This window comes from Paenibacillus timonensis (assembly GCF_022427145.1).
GTDB lineage: Bacteria > Bacillota > Bacilli > Paenibacillales > Paenibacillaceae > Fontibacillus > Fontibacillus timonensis.
Genome location: NZ_JAKSXN010000029.1, coordinates 18,746 through 33,811, shown reverse-complemented (window position 1 = coordinate 33,811; position 15,066 = coordinate 18,746). Strand labels below are relative to the sequence as shown.

18 protein-coding genes are annotated in these 15,066 nt (G+C 54.8%); 7 read left to right on the top strand and 11 right to left on the bottom strand.

Going from position 1 to position 15,066, the window contains the following annotated elements:
- The first annotated feature begins 27 nt into the window (after window positions 1-27).
- Complete coding sequence (locus MJ257_RS12940) at window positions 28-1,905, top strand: arginine--tRNA ligase (RefSeq protein ID WP_240269651.1); 1,878 nt, start codon at window positions 28-30, stop codon at window positions 1,903-1,905.
- Window positions 1,906-2,008: 103 nt separating this feature from the next.
- On the opposite strand, the gene MJ257_RS12935 is transcribed toward MJ257_RS12940, so the two are convergent.
- Genes MJ257_RS12935 through MJ257_RS12920 form a run of 4 tightly spaced genes read right to left on the bottom strand, consistent with a single transcriptional unit; the run spans window position 2,009 to window position 5,180 of the window.
- Window positions 2,009-2,803 (bottom strand): ABC transporter permease subunit, encoded by a 795-nt coding sequence (locus MJ257_RS12935; RefSeq protein ID WP_240269650.1) that lies wholly within the window; start codon window positions 2,801-2,803, stop codon window positions 2,009-2,011.
- 38 nt (window positions 2,804-2,841) lie between these two features.
- Window positions 2,842-3,645 carry an ABC transporter permease subunit gene (locus MJ257_RS12930; protein WP_240269649.1) on the bottom strand — a complete coding sequence of 268 codons (804 nt, stop codon included), beginning with the start codon at window positions 3,643-3,645 and terminating at the stop codon, window positions 2,842-2,844.
- Between the two features lie 6 nt (window positions 3,646-3,651).
- The gene (locus MJ257_RS12925; RefSeq protein WP_240269648.1) at window positions 3,652-4,533 is read right to left on the bottom strand and encodes an ABC transporter ATP-binding protein; all 882 of its coding nucleotides are present in this window, start codon (window positions 4,531-4,533) and stop codon (window positions 3,652-3,654) included.
- A 32-nt stretch (window positions 4,534-4,565) separates the two neighbouring features.
- Complete coding sequence (locus tag MJ257_RS12920) at window positions 4,566-5,180, bottom strand: TetR/AcrR family transcriptional regulator (protein ID WP_240269647.1); 615 nt, start codon at window positions 5,178-5,180, stop codon at window positions 4,566-4,568.
- A gap of 194 nt (window positions 5,181-5,374) precedes the next feature.
- Between MJ257_RS12920 and MJ257_RS12915 the strand changes: the two genes are divergently transcribed.
- Genes MJ257_RS12915 through MJ257_RS12905 form a run of 3 tightly spaced genes read left to right on the top strand, consistent with a single transcriptional unit; the run spans window position 5,375 to window position 8,550 of the window.
- Window positions 5,375-6,745 carry an ABC transporter substrate-binding protein gene (locus tag MJ257_RS12915; protein WP_372489796.1) on the top strand — a complete coding sequence of 457 codons (1,371 nt, stop codon included), beginning with the start codon at window positions 5,375-5,377 and terminating at the stop codon, window positions 6,743-6,745.
- 60 nt (window positions 6,746-6,805) lie between these two features.
- On the top strand, window positions 6,806-7,693 hold the full coding sequence (locus tag MJ257_RS12910; RefSeq protein WP_240269645.1) for a carbohydrate ABC transporter permease: 888 nt from the start codon (window positions 6,806-6,808) through the stop codon (window positions 7,691-7,693).
- Between the two features lie 23 nt (window positions 7,694-7,716).
- Window positions 7,717-8,550, top strand: coding sequence for a carbohydrate ABC transporter permease (locus tag MJ257_RS12905; protein ID WP_240269644.1), 834 nt, complete (start codon window positions 7,717-7,719; stop codon window positions 8,548-8,550).
- A 15-nt stretch (window positions 8,551-8,565) separates the two neighbouring features.
- Here MJ257_RS12905 and MJ257_RS12900 read toward each other — a convergent pair whose 3' ends face one another.
- A complete protein-coding gene (locus MJ257_RS12900; protein WP_240269643.1) occupies window positions 8,566-9,561 on the bottom strand; it encodes a helix-turn-helix transcriptional regulator in 996 nt (331 codons plus the stop codon).
- Between the two features lie 54 nt (window positions 9,562-9,615).
- Window positions 9,616-10,113 (bottom strand): DinB family protein, encoded by a 498-nt coding sequence (locus MJ257_RS12895; protein WP_240269642.1) that lies wholly within the window; start codon window positions 10,111-10,113, stop codon window positions 9,616-9,618.
- A gap of 195 nt (window positions 10,114-10,308) precedes the next feature.
- On the opposite strand from MJ257_RS12895, the gene MJ257_RS12890 reads away from it, so the two are divergent.
- Window positions 10,309-10,473, top strand: a complete 165-nt coding sequence (locus MJ257_RS12890) for a hypothetical protein (protein ID WP_240269641.1) — start codon at window positions 10,309-10,311, stop codon at window positions 10,471-10,473.
- Between the two features lie 69 nt (window positions 10,474-10,542).
- Complete coding sequence (locus MJ257_RS12885; protein WP_240269640.1) at window positions 10,543-10,992, top strand: DoxX family protein; 450 nt, start codon at window positions 10,543-10,545, stop codon at window positions 10,990-10,992.
- Window positions 10,993-11,050: 58 nt separating this feature from the next.
- Here MJ257_RS12885 and MJ257_RS12880 read toward each other — a convergent pair whose 3' ends face one another.
- Complete coding sequence (locus MJ257_RS12880; protein WP_193419096.1) at window positions 11,051-11,170, bottom strand: sporulation protein YjcZ; 120 nt, start codon at window positions 11,168-11,170, stop codon at window positions 11,051-11,053.
- Window positions 11,171-11,374: 204 nt separating this feature from the next.
- On the opposite strand from MJ257_RS12880, the gene MJ257_RS12875 reads away from it, so the two are divergent.
- Window positions 11,375-11,629 carry a hypothetical protein gene (locus MJ257_RS12875; protein WP_240269639.1) on the top strand — a complete coding sequence of 85 codons (255 nt, stop codon included), beginning with the start codon at window positions 11,375-11,377 and terminating at the stop codon, window positions 11,627-11,629.
- Between the two features lie 37 nt (window positions 11,630-11,666).
- Here MJ257_RS12875 and MJ257_RS12870 read toward each other — a convergent pair whose 3' ends face one another.
- From MJ257_RS12870 to pstC, 4 genes are all read right to left on the bottom strand, one after another.
- The gene (locus MJ257_RS12870) at window positions 11,667-12,290 is read right to left on the bottom strand and encodes a DedA family protein (RefSeq protein WP_178021715.1); all 624 of its coding nucleotides are present in this window, start codon (window positions 12,288-12,290) and stop codon (window positions 11,667-11,669) included.
- 213 nt (window positions 12,291-12,503) lie between these two features.
- Window positions 12,504-13,262: a phosphate ABC transporter ATP-binding protein PstB gene (gene pstB / locus MJ257_RS12865; protein ID WP_178021714.1), complete on the bottom strand. Its 759-nt coding sequence runs from the start codon at window positions 13,260-13,262 to the stop codon at window positions 12,504-12,506.
- 14 nt (window positions 13,263-13,276) lie between these two features.
- On the bottom strand, window positions 13,277-14,164 hold the full coding sequence (gene pstA / locus MJ257_RS12860) for a phosphate ABC transporter permease PstA (RefSeq protein WP_178021713.1): 888 nt from the start codon (window positions 14,162-14,164) through the stop codon (window positions 13,277-13,279).
- The gene (gene pstC / locus MJ257_RS12855; protein ID WP_240269638.1) at window positions 14,161-15,063 is read right to left on the bottom strand and encodes a phosphate ABC transporter permease subunit PstC; all 903 of its coding nucleotides are present in this window, start codon (window positions 15,061-15,063) and stop codon (window positions 14,161-14,163) included. The genes pstA and pstC overlap by 4 nt, the downstream gene beginning before the upstream one ends.
- Window positions 15,064-15,066 lie beyond the last annotated feature (3 nt).

Below are 15,066 nucleotides of genomic sequence, written 5' to 3'. Positions count from 1 at the left end.
TATTTTATAGCCAAGGAGGAGTATTCCATGATCAGCAGGTGGATGAAAAAGCAACTTGAAACCTCGGTTCAGCAAGTCGTTTCAAGGCTCGGCCAAAGTGTTGAAAATCTCCCGGACGTTCTGATCGAGCGGCCCGCCCGTCCGGAACATGGCGATTATTCGACCAACATTGCGATGCAGCTGGCCAAAACGCTGCGCCAATCGCCGCTGCACATCGCCGCGCAATTGAAGAACGAACTGGAACAGGCAGGCCGGATGGAAGGACTGCTGAACCGGATCGAAACCGCGCCGCCGGGTTTTCTGAACTTCCACCTCGATTGGAGCGAGTGGGCTCGCAAGGCCTTTCGCCTTCCGGATGCGGTCCACGAAAAGGTCGTGATCGAACACACTTCCATCAACCCGAACAAATCGGCCCACATCGGTCACCTGCGGAACGCCTGTATCGGCGACTCGTTGGCGCGATTGTTGGGAAGAGCCGGATACCAGGTCGAAGTTCATAATTACATCGACGATCTGGGGAATCAGCTGGCCGATACCGTCGCAGGGCTGCTAAACGTCGATCATCAGGCGGAGCATTTACGGTTCGGCGATTATTGCTGGGAGCTTTATGCCCGCGTGAACAAGGCATACGAGCAAACGCCTTCCCTGCTGGAGCAAAGAACGCGAGTGCTGCGGGCGCTGGAAGACGGGGACGGAAACGTGGCATGGATCGGCATGCTCGCGGCGGAACGGATCGTGCGGGAGCATCTGGAGGAAATGAATGCCTTCGGCATTGATTACGATTTGCTTGTATGGGAGAGCCGCATCGTCCGCGAAGGCTTTTGGGACTCGGCCTTTCGTTTGCTGCAGCAAACCGAGCTGTTCCAGCTGGAAACGTCCGGCAAGCTGGCAGGCTGCTGGGTGCTGAAGCAACCGGCGGCCGATCCGGCGGAACCCGATGCCGAGCACCATGCCGAGCATCAAGCCGATAAGGTTCTCGTTCGGTCCAACGGAATTTTGACTTATACCGCCAAGGATATCGCATACCATCTCTGGAAGTTCGGGTTGCTGGCGAAGGATTTCCGGTATAAACCGTTTGCGGACGGGCTCTGGACCACGCATGCAGACGGCATCGCCGCCGACTACGGCAAGGCGGACCTCGTCGTCAACGTGATCGACCGCAGACAGGAGTATCCGCAGGCGATGGTGAAGCAAGCGCTGGAAGCGCTCGGCTTCGCAGGCCAGGCAGAAATGCTGCGCCACGTCGGTTACGGCGTCGTATCGCTTAGCCCTGCCGCGGCACAGGAGCTTGGCCTGGACACCTCGGACGGCAAAGCCTCGTACGCCATGTCCGGCAGGCAAGGGGTCGGCATCAAAGTGGCCGATTTGCTCGATCTCATGGAAGCGCAAATCGAAGGCAAGCGCTCCGATCCCGAGGGGTTATCCAGTCGCTTGATCGCAGCTGCGGCCATCCGTTATTACCTGCTGCGGTTCGCCTTGCCGACCGAAGTGGTTTTCGACATTCAGCAGGCCACGGAGACAACCGGCAACACCGGCGTATATCTGATGTACGCGCATGCCCGGGCCGCCGGCATCTTGGCCAAAGCCCAGGGAAACGGGCTCCCGCTGACGGAGTCGCTCCTGGAGGACCTCGCTCCGCTGGATCGGGCCGAACATGCCCTGTTGAGGCAAATCGCGGCTTGGCCTGATACGCTGATCGCAGCATGCGAGGAACTGTCCCCTACGCCGATCTGCCATTTCGCTTATGAGCTCGCCACCTTGTTTAATCATTTTTATACGGCGTGTCCGATCCTGAAAGCCGAGCCGCAGCAGCAACCGTTCCGGCTGTGGCTCACGGCCGAATTCAAGGAGACGATCGCCGAGGCGCTGGATGTCATCGGATTGCCGGCTCCGGATCGCATGTAGCAGCAAAAGCTGTGCCAAGCGTACGCGTAAGACCAAAGAGGCGCGGCCGGGCAATCCGGTCGCGCCTCTTGCATGGACGGACTAGCCGCCTTCGTGCAATAGATCACACGTTCAATTCTCTTTTGCGATACGCCGCATAAGTAGAAACAACCAGCACCGCCACCAGGAGGAGGGAGAGTGCAGCAATCCCTGCATGGATGCCTTCTCCGTTTACGATGCGCTCATAGCTGAAGTACTTGAAAGGAGAGAGCACGTTCAAAGCATCCAGGTGATCCGCCAAGTCGGTGATTTTGGAAATGACAAAGCATCCCAACAGGATTCCCGTGGCGATGGAGCCCGATGTTTTGGGCCGTTTCAACAAGGCCGAAAGCGCCGTTCCCAGCGACAGGAAGATCAGTTGAACCAACAGCATGCTAGCCATGAACTGCAGGATTTCGCCGGTAATGTCCTCCCCTTTATTGTAGGCGGAGACCATAACGAGCGAGGAGGCCAGGGTAACGACATTCAGGAGGATCACCTGGACCAGGGCGGCGAACAGCTTCGCCGTTATGACGCTCCCCCGCGACACCGGCTTGGCCATAAGGAATTCGACCGTTTTGTCCCGCTCCTCTTTTGCGATGATCCCGCTCCCCAGCAAGACCGCGTGTATAGCTACCGTGAGCTCGATATATAAAAACAACATGGCAAAAAATCCGGCCATCTGCGTGACATCAAAAGAACCCATTCCAAGCAGCGCCTTCATCGTCCGCGGCATGGTATCAAACACCTCGCTGCTCGCGCCGCCGGCCGAATAGGCCGAATACTTGCTCATCCCGCTGACAACCAGCAGGAACAGGCACACGCTCCAGATGATCAAGCCTCGCCGGTGCGCCTTGAGTTCCCTCCAAAAAATATTCATCGCATTTCCTCCATTCGATAGAATCCAAGCCGCGGTTTTTAGCTCACCGCATGAATGTCTTTTTTCAGGTACACCGCGTAGCTCAACGCCACCCCGGCGACAACGATGACGGCGCCGGCGATGAGGTAAGGCGTCTCATACCCGGCATGGGCCAGAATGTAGGAAGGCTCGAAATATTTCAAGGGCGAGACGAACCGCATAACCTCTTTGTCCTCCCCGGTCGCGAGCAAGGCGCCGATCAGATACAATCCGAACACTACGCCCAGCGATAGCGGAAGGACACTCCGGAGTTTGGAGAAAAACACGGAGGCCGCCATGCCGATGGCCAGGAACATCAGCTGGACAAAAAATAGAGTCAAATTGATCAGCAAAAACAGTTTTAGGCTGAAATCCTCCGTTTTGACGCTGTTGGCGATGAGCGACGTTGCCGCATAAAAGACGACATCCGTCACGATCAGGAGAAGCACGGCCGCCAACAGTTTGGAGCTGACGATCCGAGCCCGCGACACGGGTTTAACCAGCAGGAAATCCGCCGTTCTCTCCCTCGACTCCTTGGTCAGGATGGATACGCCGAGATTCATCGCCTGAATCGCCCCGCATAAAGCAATAAAAGAGAAGACCATGGAATACAACCCCAGGATCGAGGTGATCGTATCCAAATCGATGCCTAACATCGCTTGAACGGATTCCGGGTAACTGCCAAGCAGCTTTTTGAAATCCACGGCATCGCTCGCCATGCTGGGATAAATCGACAAATAGATAGCGGCCAAGGCGACCATCGCGCAGGTCCAGACGATCGTCGATTTCCTCATCGATTTCAGTTCATGCAATACCATATTCATGATGGCTTACTCCTCCTTCACGTAGTAATGCATGAAGATTTCCTCCAGATCGGGCTCCACGATCGAGATGTTGGTTAAATCGACTGCGGCGATTCTTTGCATCATCGCGTTGATGCTGCCTTTAAAGATGAAGCTGGCCGCAGAGCCTTTCAGCTCAAGATTGCTGACGCCGTCCAGCACAAAGGCGGTCGGATCGATCGCGGATTTGGCTTCCAGGCTGACTTTCTTATAGCTGTTGTCCTGCAAATCGCTCATCTTCTCCTGCTTGATGATGCGCCCTTCCTTAATGAAGGCGACGCGGCTGCACATCTTCTGAACTTCGCTCAGGATATGGGACGAGAAAAACACGGTCGCCCCTTTGCGGTTTTCCTCTGCGATCAACTCGAAGAAGGTCTGCTGCATCAGCGGATCCAGGCCGCTGGTCGGTTCGTCAAGAATGATCAGCTTCGGCTCATGTAGCAGCCCCTGCACGATGCCAACCTTCTTCTTGTTGCCGAAGGACAGGTCGTCGATTTTCTTCTTCAGATCCAAATCCATTCGCTCGGCCAGTTCCTTGATTCGTTTGGTGCAGTCCTTCTTATAAAAGCTCGCGGAATATTTGAGCAGGTCGATGACCCGCATGCCGTCATAATAAAATACTTCCGAAGGCAGATACCCCAGCTCCTTGCGGATTTCGGGGTGCAAAAGGCAGCTCTTTCCGAATATGGTGGCACTGCCGCTGGTCGGATAAATGAGCCCGAGCAGCGTCCGAATCGTCGTCGACTTTCCCGCCCCGTTGGGACCGATAAAGCCGAAAATCTCCCCCTCCTCCACCTGCAGGTTTACGTCGGTAATGCCTCTGGCCTTGCCGTATTGCTTCGTGAGATTTTTCACTTCAATCACGCTCATAAAACGCCCTCCTCCTCGAATGAATCGCCGCGTTATAAATATTCCGGTCGATAAAACTGCGATCTCAGCATATCGATGCTGCGGAAAAACTCCCTTGCGATAACCTCGATATCGATCTTGTTATCCCTGGACATCTGACTGGTAAAGCCCTCCGCCATCCAAGTCAACATGCTCATGAGGAGCTTCAGGTCGATGCCTTCCTTAAACTTCGACTCATCCACGCCGGACAAGGCGATCCGATTCCGGATGTCCTCCCCTTTGGCCAAAATCGCCGTAATGTCCCGCCGGACTTCCTCATTCGTTTCGAAATAGACGCTGGTCAAGAAAGACAGCACCGCCGCATGCTTCCCCATCACGGCGACCTTGATGTTCGTCGCTTGTTTAATCCGCTCGAAAAAATCCGTCAGCGCATGATCGAATTTCGCTTCGATCTCGTTCATCACCAGATCGTGGCAATAGTTGATCAAATAGAGATACAACGCCTTCTTGGTGCCGAAATAGTGGAAGACCATCGCTTTTGAAATTCCGGCCTCCGCGGCGACGTCGTTCATCGACGTTTTCTTGTAACCGATGGTTCCGAAACACGTTAGCGCCGCATCGATTATCCCGTGTTGTTTCTCCAGGGGCAAACTCAAAAATTTCTCCATGTTTTCACCTCCCCGAGCGCCATAAACCGATTTGGTCAACAGTTTTTCGAGGCGATTTTTGAATAAATTGTTCCCTCGGCAAGTATGTTTTACTGGAAGGATTGTAAGCGGATACATCGTAATACCTTTCACAATCGCAAGGAGTTGCGAATCCAACGGGGTACCGAAACCAGGGAGGGATCAGCATGTCATTCATGAAAAAAAGAAGTTGGGCCATCGCTTCCGTTCTGTTGTGTACGGCTTTGGGCGGGTCGCTGCTAGCCGGGTGTTCCGGGTCCGATGAAAAGTCGGGCAGTTCCGGAAAAACGACGATCACGGTGACGTACCGGGATGACGGTGCCGGAGAAAAAGGCTCGCTGTACCGATGGCTGACGGAGATTGCCGCCGACTATCCGAATAAGGACGTCGAGATTAAGCCGGCGCCGATCCAAGCCTCCGAAGGCGATTATTTCGCCAAAATCGCCTTGGCCTTGAAGTCCAAGGATACCGCGCCGGATATCGTGACGGAGGATACGTTTATTCTCAATTCCGACGCCAGCGCCGGTTATTTGGAACCGCTGGACGAGCGGCTGAAGCAATGGGAGGACTGGACGAACGGCTCGTTCATCGAGGCGATGAAGAAGGGCGTTACCGCCAGCGACGGCAAGGTGTACGGGATACCATACAATACCGACTCGCGGGGCCTTTGGTATAACAAGGAGATTTTCAAGCAGGTAGGCCTCCCCGAAGAGTGGGTGCCGAAGAACTGGGAGGAAGTGCTGGACGCGGCTCGCACGGTCAAGGAAAAAGCGCCGGACATCGTCCCGATTTGGATGAACATGGGGAAGGCGACCGGAGAAGCCACTTCCATGCAGACGTACGAAATGCTCTTGTACGGCACCGGCGAACGGTTGTATGACGATGCGAACGGGAAGTGGATCATTCAAAGCCAGGGAATTTTGGACGCATTAGGGTTTATCGAAACCGTGAATAAGGAAAAGCTCGGACCGCCGCTCTCCAAGGTCCTCAACGGGCAAGCCGGCAACACCGCTTCCCGCGAATATTTGCCTCAGGGCAAGCTGGCCATCTCCCTCGACGGCTCCTGGATCACCGGCAACTACCTGGATTCGGGCGCTTCTCCTTGGCCGGAATACAAAGATGTGCTCGGCTTTGCGCCCATGCCGACGAGCCAAGGCCAAGCGCCGGGTTCCATCACCCTCGCCGGAGGTTGGGCGCTGTCCATTCCAAGCAACGCCAAGCATAAAGACGAGGCTTGGGAGTTTATCCAATACGCGCTAAACAAGGAAAACAGCCAGAAGCTCGTTATCGCTTCGGGCAATATTACCGTTCGGGCCGACGTCGCCAAAGACCCGGAATACACGAAAATGCCGTTTAACGAAATCGCTACGGAATATCTGCAAAACGCCGAATTCCGCCCGGCGCAGGATAAATACCCGGAAGTATCGACGCAAATCCAGACGATGGTTGAATCCGTCGCGACGGGTACCTCCCCTGCGGACGCAGCTCAAAAATACGCCCAGGACGTAACCCGCATTGTCGGCGAAGACGCGGTCATCCAAAAGTGACGCGTTACGCTTCAATCCAAACTAGCGGCAAAGCATTGCCTTCCGGAAGGAGAACGAATCATGAACAGCATGACGGCTGAAGGTTATTCCAGAAAACGTAACTCGTATGCGTGGCTGTATTTCATGCTCCCTTCGATTGCGATAATGCTGGTGTTTTTTATTTATCCCGTCTTACTGACCTTTTTCTATTCGTTTACGAACCTCGCCTTAACGGGGGAATCCGCCAGGGAATTGAAATTCGTCGGATTCGACAACTACCTCCACATGTTCGAGGACCCGACGGTCCGGATCAGCATTTGGAACACGCTGATTTTCCTGTTTGGCTCGGCGGTTATCGGACAGCAGGTGCTGGGTTTTCTGATCGCTTTGCTCATGAAGCACAAAAATAAAACGTTCCGCCGGGTCATCGGGACGATTGTCCTGGCTGGCTGGGTCACTCCGGAGATCGTCTGCGCTTTGTGCTTGTACAGCTTCTTCGGCGACGAAGGCACCCTGAACTCGATCATCACCTCGCTGGGGATTCCGGCGGTCACCTGGCTATATACGGTGCCGATGCTGACGATCATCCTCGCCAACATTTGGCACGGGACGGCCTTCTCGATGCTCGTCTTTCAAGCGGCCTTGGACGACGTCCCCAGCGAAGTGGAGGAAGCGGCGGTCGTCGACGGCGCCTCGCGGTGGCAGGTGCTGATCCGAATCATTATCCCCTACATTAAGGAGACGTTTACTACCAATATGATGCTGGTCACGTTGCAGACGTTAGGCGTCTTCGGGTTAATCTACGCCATGACCGGCGGAGGCCCGGGAACGTCCACGACCACGCTGCCCATCTTTATGTACAACCAAGCCTTCGTGAACTATCAACTGGGGTACGGAACCGCGATCTCTTTGCTGCTTCTGTTGATCGGGATCGTGCTGAGCCTGTTCTATACCCGCTCGCTGAAATAGTCCAAGTGCAAGGAGACTTCCTTATGAACGCAAAACAACGGAAAATCGTCTACCGGATCATGCCCTATGCGATCCTCACTTTCATCGGGATCTGCTTCGTCCTGCCCTTGCTATGGGTGGTGGTTGCTTCCGTCGACGCCAATGCGATGCAGACGCTGAAGCTGCCGCAGCGGATCACGGCGGACAACTACATCGAGGTTGTTACCAGCCGCGAGAACCAGCGCGCTTTCCTGATCGGCTTGATCATGTCGCTGGGGCAGGCGGTGCTCGTCGTCCTTTTGGCGCTGCTGGCCGCCTATCCGTTGTCCCGGTACCAAATAAAATACAAAAAGCCGTTTATGCTGACCATCCTGTTCATGACCTCCCTGCCGATCACCGCGGTGATGGTCCCGGTCTATCAGCTGTTTCTGAGCCTGAAGCTGTATGACCAGATCTTTGGCGTCATCTTGTTTTATGTGGCTTCATCCATGCCGTACGGCATTTGGATGCTGAAGAACTTCATGGATTCCGTCCCTCTGGATCTGGAAGAAGCGGCATGGGTCGACGGAGCTTCCGTATTCACGGGGATCCGCAGGGTCGTTGCGCCGCTGATGGTTCCGGGGATCTGCACGGTGGCGATTTTCACCTTCTCGGGCAGTTGGGGCAACTTCTTCGTCCCTTACATTTTGCTGCAAAATCCGGAGAACTTCCCGGCTTCCCTGAAGTTGTACCAATTTTTCGGCCAATACGGGATGATTGAATACGGCAATCTCGCCGCCTTCTCCATCCTGTACGCCATCCCGTCCATTGTGTTGTATATCTTATCCCAGCGGTTTATGTCCAAGGGGTTCGGATTGCAGGGCGGAACAAAGGGGTAAGCCGGCTGTAACCACTTACCCTTCCGATTCCGCCTTTCCGGCCTTCTTCATCTGTTGGTAATGTTCGGCCATCGCCAAGCTTACTTCCGCCATGCGCTCGATTAAGACTTCGGGTTCTATGATGGTCAGAGCTTTCCCATACGGAAGTAAGTAATATGGCACATAAGTATGCAAGGAGGCGCTTTCCATCCGGAAAACCGCCTCCTCTTCGTTTCGCCGCACCAGCGTATGCCCAAACATCCAATGCCGCTGCAGCTCGTTTAAGGCCTGCTCGGGACCACGAATTCTAACCGTGAGCAGCGAAGCGTCCTCCAGGGACTCCGGCAACAGATTGCCTAGCAGGAACGCCTTTGCGGAAAAATCGGAGGGGCGGTCAAACCGCTCCTCGCTTCGTTCCAAACGTTTGATCCGGTCGACCCGGAAACTGCGCAGCCGCTGCCTCAGCCGGCAGAAGCCGACGGCATACCAAATGCCCTTCCAGTGTACAATGCCGTAGGGGTCGAACAGGCGGACGACGGCAACCGCCTCCTTGCCTCCCCGATACTCCATTTCCAGCGATCGGCCTTCCGCCGACGCCAGCTCCAGGGTCTGCAGGAAAGACTGCTCGAGCTCGTCCACCGGCGGATGAATCACCGACACGCCGCGTCCGTGGCGTTCGATCTGCTCCAACTGTTCTTCGTTCGTATACAGCTTCAGCTTGTCCACCGCCCGGAGTAAGGCCTCGCTGAACGGATATCCCGCTTCCCGGGCGAAGATCGAGGCGTGAACCAGCGCCTTCTGCTCCTCGGCGTCAAACACCAACGGCGATTCCGCAAACCGGCCGAGAATCCGGTACCCGCCGCCCGGACCGGCATCGGCCACGATCGGCACGCCGCTGGCACATAGAGAATCGATGCAACGGTATACGGTACGGATATGAACTTCCAGTTGGTCAGCCAATTGGCGGGCGGTGATCTTCCGGCCGGAGCGAAGGAGCCAGAGGATCGACAGCATATGGTCCGCTTTGGACATGCACATAACCCTTTCCGGTAAAATATTGCTTATATTGTAACCGCCCGGACCGGATTAGGCCAGCGGTTCCATTCCCTGTTCGATCCAGGTCTCGTAGGTTGGACCGTAGATATCGGGCAATCGCAACCCGGCTTGGCGCATCAATACGGTCATTTGACCCCGATGGTGCGCCTGATGCATGAGCGTAAACCGAAGCGATGCCCCATTCGGCCATGGTTCGCCCGCTATTTCCGTCGTAGCCAGCAGTTGCTCGTCCGTCCACTGCGAACGAATCGCCTCAAGGAGTGCCTCGCTAATGCGCCGGTACTCCTCCGCGATCTCCGCCGCCGATGCGGGAACACGCTCCCCGCTGGAAGGGCCGGCGAATTCCAAACCGCAGTGGGTCATGTAATGAATCGATCCAACCAAGTGCCAGGCAATTTGCCCTAAGGTTCTGCGCCCTTCTGCGACAGGCTGGGATAACGATGCGTCGGTGAGCGCCCCCATCACCCGTTCCGTCAATTTGCTCTCCTCTGCCCAGGCCTCCGTAAACTCATTAATCTTCACAAACATCTAAATTCCTCCCGCAATATGATTTTTGAGCTAAGTATAGCCGGGAAATACTGACAGATACGGTCAGTGATTTCATGTCGAACGATTTATATTTACAAACCGACGGTCTGTTTTTATAATTCAAATCTAAAGTATTGATCGACTTGCTGGGCAAAGACGATGATCCCGCCGTTGAGGCGGTCCAGAAACGGTTTTATGACCGTTGGATGGAGTTGTCCCGCCAGGTGGATCGTTACCGGTCAGGAGCACGGCGTCATCCCGGAAACGGTGGATGCAGGCAAAACGGCGGAGCTGTTTGTACTCCTGTCGCTGGGATTGCGTACAAGAGCCTCCTTACCGGTGCGTCCTGCCGCTTTTTAGGTCGACGATTTTACCGAATTGATCATTGCGCGGTTAACGGGAAAATAAACAATCAGGAGGTTTCGAGTGATGGTACCTTTTATTGCGTTGATCGTTTCTTTTTTGTTATTCCGTGGGCTCGGTTTCGCTGGATGGGGCTACTTTGACCATTGGCAAACTTCGCTGCAGGCGGCTTGCGCAGCCATGCTCTTATTCGCCGCATCCGCCCACTGGGGCAAGCGGCGTCCGGATCTGATCCGGATGGTCCCTCCGGCCTTTCCGCGACCGGATCGGATCGTCACGCTGACCGGTTACCTGGAAATTGCAGGCGCGATCGGCTTGCAGATTCCGTTTCTGGCTCCGACCGCTTCGATCTGTCTGTCATTGCTGCTGATCGCCATGTTTCCGGCCAATGTACGGGCGGCCAGGGAACGGCTAACGATCGGCGGGCGTCCCGTGCCGCCCTTAGCCGTCCGCACTTTACTGCAGCTCGTTTTTTTGGCTGCGATCGTCTTTGCTTCGCCGTTAATCCCGCTTTAGTTAAACATAAAAAAAGGCCCTGCCGTAACAGGGCCTTTGCCGAGGCGTACTCCTCAAATCATACGATAAGCGCTCTGGAAACGATAACCAGCAGGATGAACAGAACCAGGATCGTCCCCGTGGAAGTCCAGAAACCACCGTAACCTACATTGCCTACGCCATTTTCATATCCCGACATTGATTTTCCCTCCTTTTTAAATATAGAACATCATATTACGACTCGCCTGCGAACGATCGGGACATCTGCGGAGATCGGCAAAAATGGGTGTGCGCTGACCTAGGGATCCAAGATGGGAAAAGCCGTTTCCCGGCCGATGCAGCCGCCTAATCACGCCAATCGCCAACTGCATATGATGGAACAAGTCAATTTCAAAAGCGGGTGGTGTTCTTGGGAGGAAAAAAGAGGCGACAATACCGAAGACTCCAAGACAATGACATTTCCTCGGATGACCTGGCAATCATCGGCGCCGGATTCACCGTCCTCGGGGATTTTTTCGATTTACTCTCCCTATTGAAGCTGAAAGAGGAAAAAGCGGATAACGGCGGCAACGGCTCCGGCGAAGTTACCGAGGAGACGCTGCTTGACGACTTCATCCTTCACCGAAGCAAACCTGAGAACAAAAAAAGACGAAAATAACAAAGGCGCGGGATCCACATCCTGCGCCTTTTGGGTATTATCGGGACAGCTTGGCAACCTTCAGCCTCCAACGCCGCCACTTCATGTACGCGAGCAGCACCACCAGCGCGCCCAATCCCATGAAGAAGTACTTCAAATATTTCTCAACCAGGTCAATCGCGACCTGCCACTGTTCGCCAAACACAAATCCAATGCTTACAAATGCAGCCACCCAAAGCGCCGCCCCGGTATAAGCATATAAAGCGAAAGTTCGAAAAGGAATGCGGATAATGCCGACGAAATAACCGAAGAACTGCCTGACGCCCGGCACAAAAAAACTGATCAGCAGCATTTTGTTTCCGTACTTCTCATAAACCCGCCTCGTTTTGTCCAAATGCGAGGGCTTGACCAAAATCCACTTTCCGTAACGTTCAATGAGCGGAGCGCCAACCCGATGGCCGATCAAATAGGTGATGGTCACCCCGACCACCGCCCCAGCGTATCCGGCGAGAAAAGCCGGCAGGAATTCAAGCAAGCCTCTATAAGCCAAATATCCCGTATAAGTCAATGTCGTTTGACCCGGCGGCAACGGCAGCGCGATAAAATCGATGGGGAGTCCGAGCAGCAGGACAAAATAGCCATATTGCTCAAACATCCTTTCTATCCAATCCAACACGTTCATGATCCAGTCTCCTTTAGTGGTCCCTGGCGCTGCCTACGCCATTCTTCTTTTATGTTATCAGTATATACGGAGATTTTCCAATCTAAAAGAGACCGTGGACGGGGCGGCGCCCCGACCCTGGTCCGGCATTGTCCCGACGGTCACGCAAAAAAGGCCAAGCCGGAAAGGATTCCTGGTTTGGCCTTTTGAGTCGCTTGTTCCGGCAGGCGGGGCTTATCCGAACCGGCCGGTGATATAATCGTCCGTCCGTTTTTCGGACGGGTTGGTGAAGATTTTGCTCGTATCGTCGTATTCGACCAGCTCTCCCATCAGGAAGAAAGCCGTCTTCTCCGACACCCGGGCCGCCTGATGCATGTTGTGCGTTACGATGATAATGCAATAGTCCTGCTTGAGATCGGCGATCAGCTCTTCGATTTTGGCACTGGACACCGGGTCCAGGGCCGATGCCGGCTCATCCATCAGGATGATGCTCGGATTTACCGCAATCGATCTGGCAATGCAGAGCCTTTGCTGCTGGCCGCCGGACAACGCGAGGGCGGAGCTGTGCAGCCGGTCTTTCGTTTCGTTCCATAGCGCCGCTTTGATGAGCGACTCCTCGACGATCTGATCGAGCTTCTTCTTGTCCCGGATCCCGTGATAACGCGGCCCGAAAGCGATGTTCTCATAGATCGACTTATGAAACGGGTTCGGCCGCTGCCAGACCATGCCGATCTTCTGCCGCAGCAACACGACATCGGTTTTCGGATCGTTGATATTGTCGTCCCCGATCCAGATTTCCCCCGTGATCTTCGCCCCGCTGATCAGGTCGTTCATCCGGTTCAAGCTCCGCAGGAAGGTGGATTTGCCGCAGCCGGAGGGACCGATCAAAGCGGTAACCTGCCGGGAGGCAAAGTCGAGCGATATATTCTTAACGGCCTGCTTCTCTCCGTAAAAAACGCTTAAGTTTTTCGTTGATAGTTCAATATTAGGCACTTGGTTTCGCCCTCCTATTTCGTCGCCGTAAATTTCTTGAGCATCACGCGTCCGAGCCAGCGGGCCAGCAGGTTAAACACCAGCACGGTCAGAATCAGGACGGCCGAAGCGCCGGCGGCGATTTCGGGAGCATCCGGCGCCAACCCTTCGGAATTGATCTTCCAGATATGAACGGCCAGCGTTTCCGCCGGACGGAAGGGATTCAGCGGCGACGTCGGGCTAAGCGGATTCCAGTTGCTGAAATCGAGACGCGGACTGCTCATGCCGGCCGTAAACAGCAGCGCGGCTGCTTCGCCGAACACGCGGCCCGCTGCCAGGATCGTCCCGGTCAGGACAATCGGCATGGCAATCGGGAGCATCACCGATTGGATCGTTTTCCATTTGGACAAGCCCAGCGCCAAGCTGGCTTCTTTTTGCGCCTGCGGTACGCTGGCCAATCCCTGCTCGGTAATCCGTACCATCAGCGGCAGGTTAAAGATCGTTAACGCCAACGCCCCCGAAAACAGCGAGAAGCCGAAGCCGAACAGGTTCACGATGACGAGCAAACCAAACAAACCCACGACGATCGACGGAAACGAAGATAACACTTCGACGATCAAACGGATAAAATCGGTGACCTTCCCCGGTTTGGCGTATTCGCTCATGTAGATCCCCGCGCCGATGCCGAGCGGAATCGTGATAATCATGGTCAAGACCAAAAGGAATAAGGAATTAAACAATTGCGGGCCGATCCCGCCGCCTTCCTTGATCGTTTCGGGAGGCGACGTCAGAAAATCGAAACTGATGTGGCCCAGCCCCCGAACCAAAATAAAGCCGAGCAACCCCGCCATGATAAGAACGATCAAGCCGGCCAATGCGATAATGACGGCCGTTGCGATTTTGTCTACGGTTTTTGCGCTCATCGTTTTGCTCTCCTTTCCAGCCAACGGACGATAAAGACGAATACAAACGTCATCAGCATCAAAATCAGCGCCAACGTCCAGAGCACGTTGTTCTGCGTCGAGCCCATTACCGTATTCCCCATGCTCAGCGTTATGACGCTGGTCAGGGTAGAGGTGGATTCAAAGAGCGAACGCGGAATATGCGGCGCGTTCCCGATGACCATCTGCACCGCCAAGGCTTCCCCGAAAGCCCGAGCCATGCCCAGAACGACCCCGGTCAGCAAGGCCGGCATGGTCGTCGGCAATACGGTGCGCGACAAGGTTTGCCAGCGCGTTGCGCCGAGTGCGTAAGAACCTTCTTTCAAACCGGGAGGCAAGGCAGCCAGCGCATCGGTGGCGATCGAAGTGATCGTCGGCAAAATCATGATCGACAATACGGTCGCTCCGGCCAGGATGCCAAGGCCTTGTCCCGGGAAGATATCCCGGTAAAAAGGAACGATGACGCTAAGCCCTACAAAACCATAAACGACGGAAGGGATCCCGGCCAGCAGCTCGATGACCGGCTGCAAATATTTCTTGCCGAACTTCGGCATGATTTCGACCATAAACAAAGCTGCGCAAATGCCTAGCGGGGCCGCGATCAGCGCCGCCAGAATCGAAGTGCTGAACGAGCCCAAAATAAACGGAAGGGCGCCGAATACCGGAGGTTCCCCATCCGGTTTCCAGTTCGTGCTCCCGAAGATTTCCTTTAGGGCGATCCCGTCTTGAAAAAAGGTGCTTAACCCTTTCGTTGCTACGTAATAAACCATCGAGAAAATCGTGACCACCAGCAGCACGATACAAAATGAAGCGTAGATTTTACCTGTCCATTCCTCGATGATATGCGGTTGTATTTTTTTTCTTCCGCCGGACTGAGCCATGAA

Coding starts and splice junctions, on each gene's coding strand:
- MJ257_RS12940 (WP_240269651.1), top strand. CDS start 28: ATGATCAGCAGGTGGATGAAAAAGCAACTTGAAACCTCGGTTCAGCAA.
- MJ257_RS12935 (WP_240269650.1), bottom strand. CDS start 2,803: ATGAATATTTTTTGGAGGGAACTCAAGGCGCACCGGCGAGGCTTGATC.
- MJ257_RS12930 (WP_240269649.1), bottom strand. CDS start 3,645: ATGAATATGGTATTGCATGAACTGAAATCGATGAGGAAATCGACGATC.
- MJ257_RS12925 (WP_240269648.1), bottom strand. CDS start 4,533: ATGAGCGTGATTGAAGTGAAAAATCTCACGAAGCAATACGGCAAGGCC.
- MJ257_RS12920 (WP_240269647.1), bottom strand. CDS start 5,180: ATGGAGAAATTTTTGAGTTTGCCCCTGGAGAAACAACACGGGATAATC.
- MJ257_RS12915 (WP_372489796.1), top strand. CDS start 5,375: ATGAAAAAAAGAAGTTGGGCCATCGCTTCCGTTCTGTTGTGTACGGCT.
- MJ257_RS12910 (WP_240269645.1), top strand. CDS start 6,806: ATGAACAGCATGACGGCTGAAGGTTATTCCAGAAAACGTAACTCGTAT.
- MJ257_RS12905 (WP_240269644.1), top strand. CDS start 7,717: ATGAACGCAAAACAACGGAAAATCGTCTACCGGATCATGCCCTATGCG.
- MJ257_RS12900 (WP_240269643.1), bottom strand. CDS start 9,561: ATGTCCAAAGCGGACCATATGCTGTCGATCCTCTGGCTCCTTCGCTCC.
- MJ257_RS12895 (WP_240269642.1), bottom strand. CDS start 10,113: ATGTTTGTGAAGATTAATGAGTTTACGGAGGCCTGGGCAGAGGAGAGC.
- MJ257_RS12890 (WP_240269641.1), top strand. CDS start 10,309: ATGACCGTTGGATGGAGTTGTCCCGCCAGGTGGATCGTTACCGGTCAG.
- MJ257_RS12885 (WP_240269640.1), top strand. CDS start 10,543: ATGGTACCTTTTATTGCGTTGATCGTTTCTTTTTTGTTATTCCGTGGG.
- MJ257_RS12880 (WP_193419096.1), bottom strand. CDS start 11,170: ATGTCGGGATATGAAAATGGCGTAGGCAATGTAGGTTACGGTGGTTTC.
- MJ257_RS12870 (WP_178021715.1), bottom strand. CDS start 12,290: ATGAACGTGTTGGATTGGATAGAAAGGATGTTTGAGCAATATGGCTAT.
- pstA (WP_178021713.1), bottom strand. CDS start 14,164: ATGAGCGCAAAAACCGTAGACAAAATCGCAACGGCCGTCATTATCGCA.
- pstC (WP_240269638.1), bottom strand. CDS start 15,063: ATGGCTCAGTCCGGCGGAAGAAAAAAAATACAACCGCATATCATCGAG.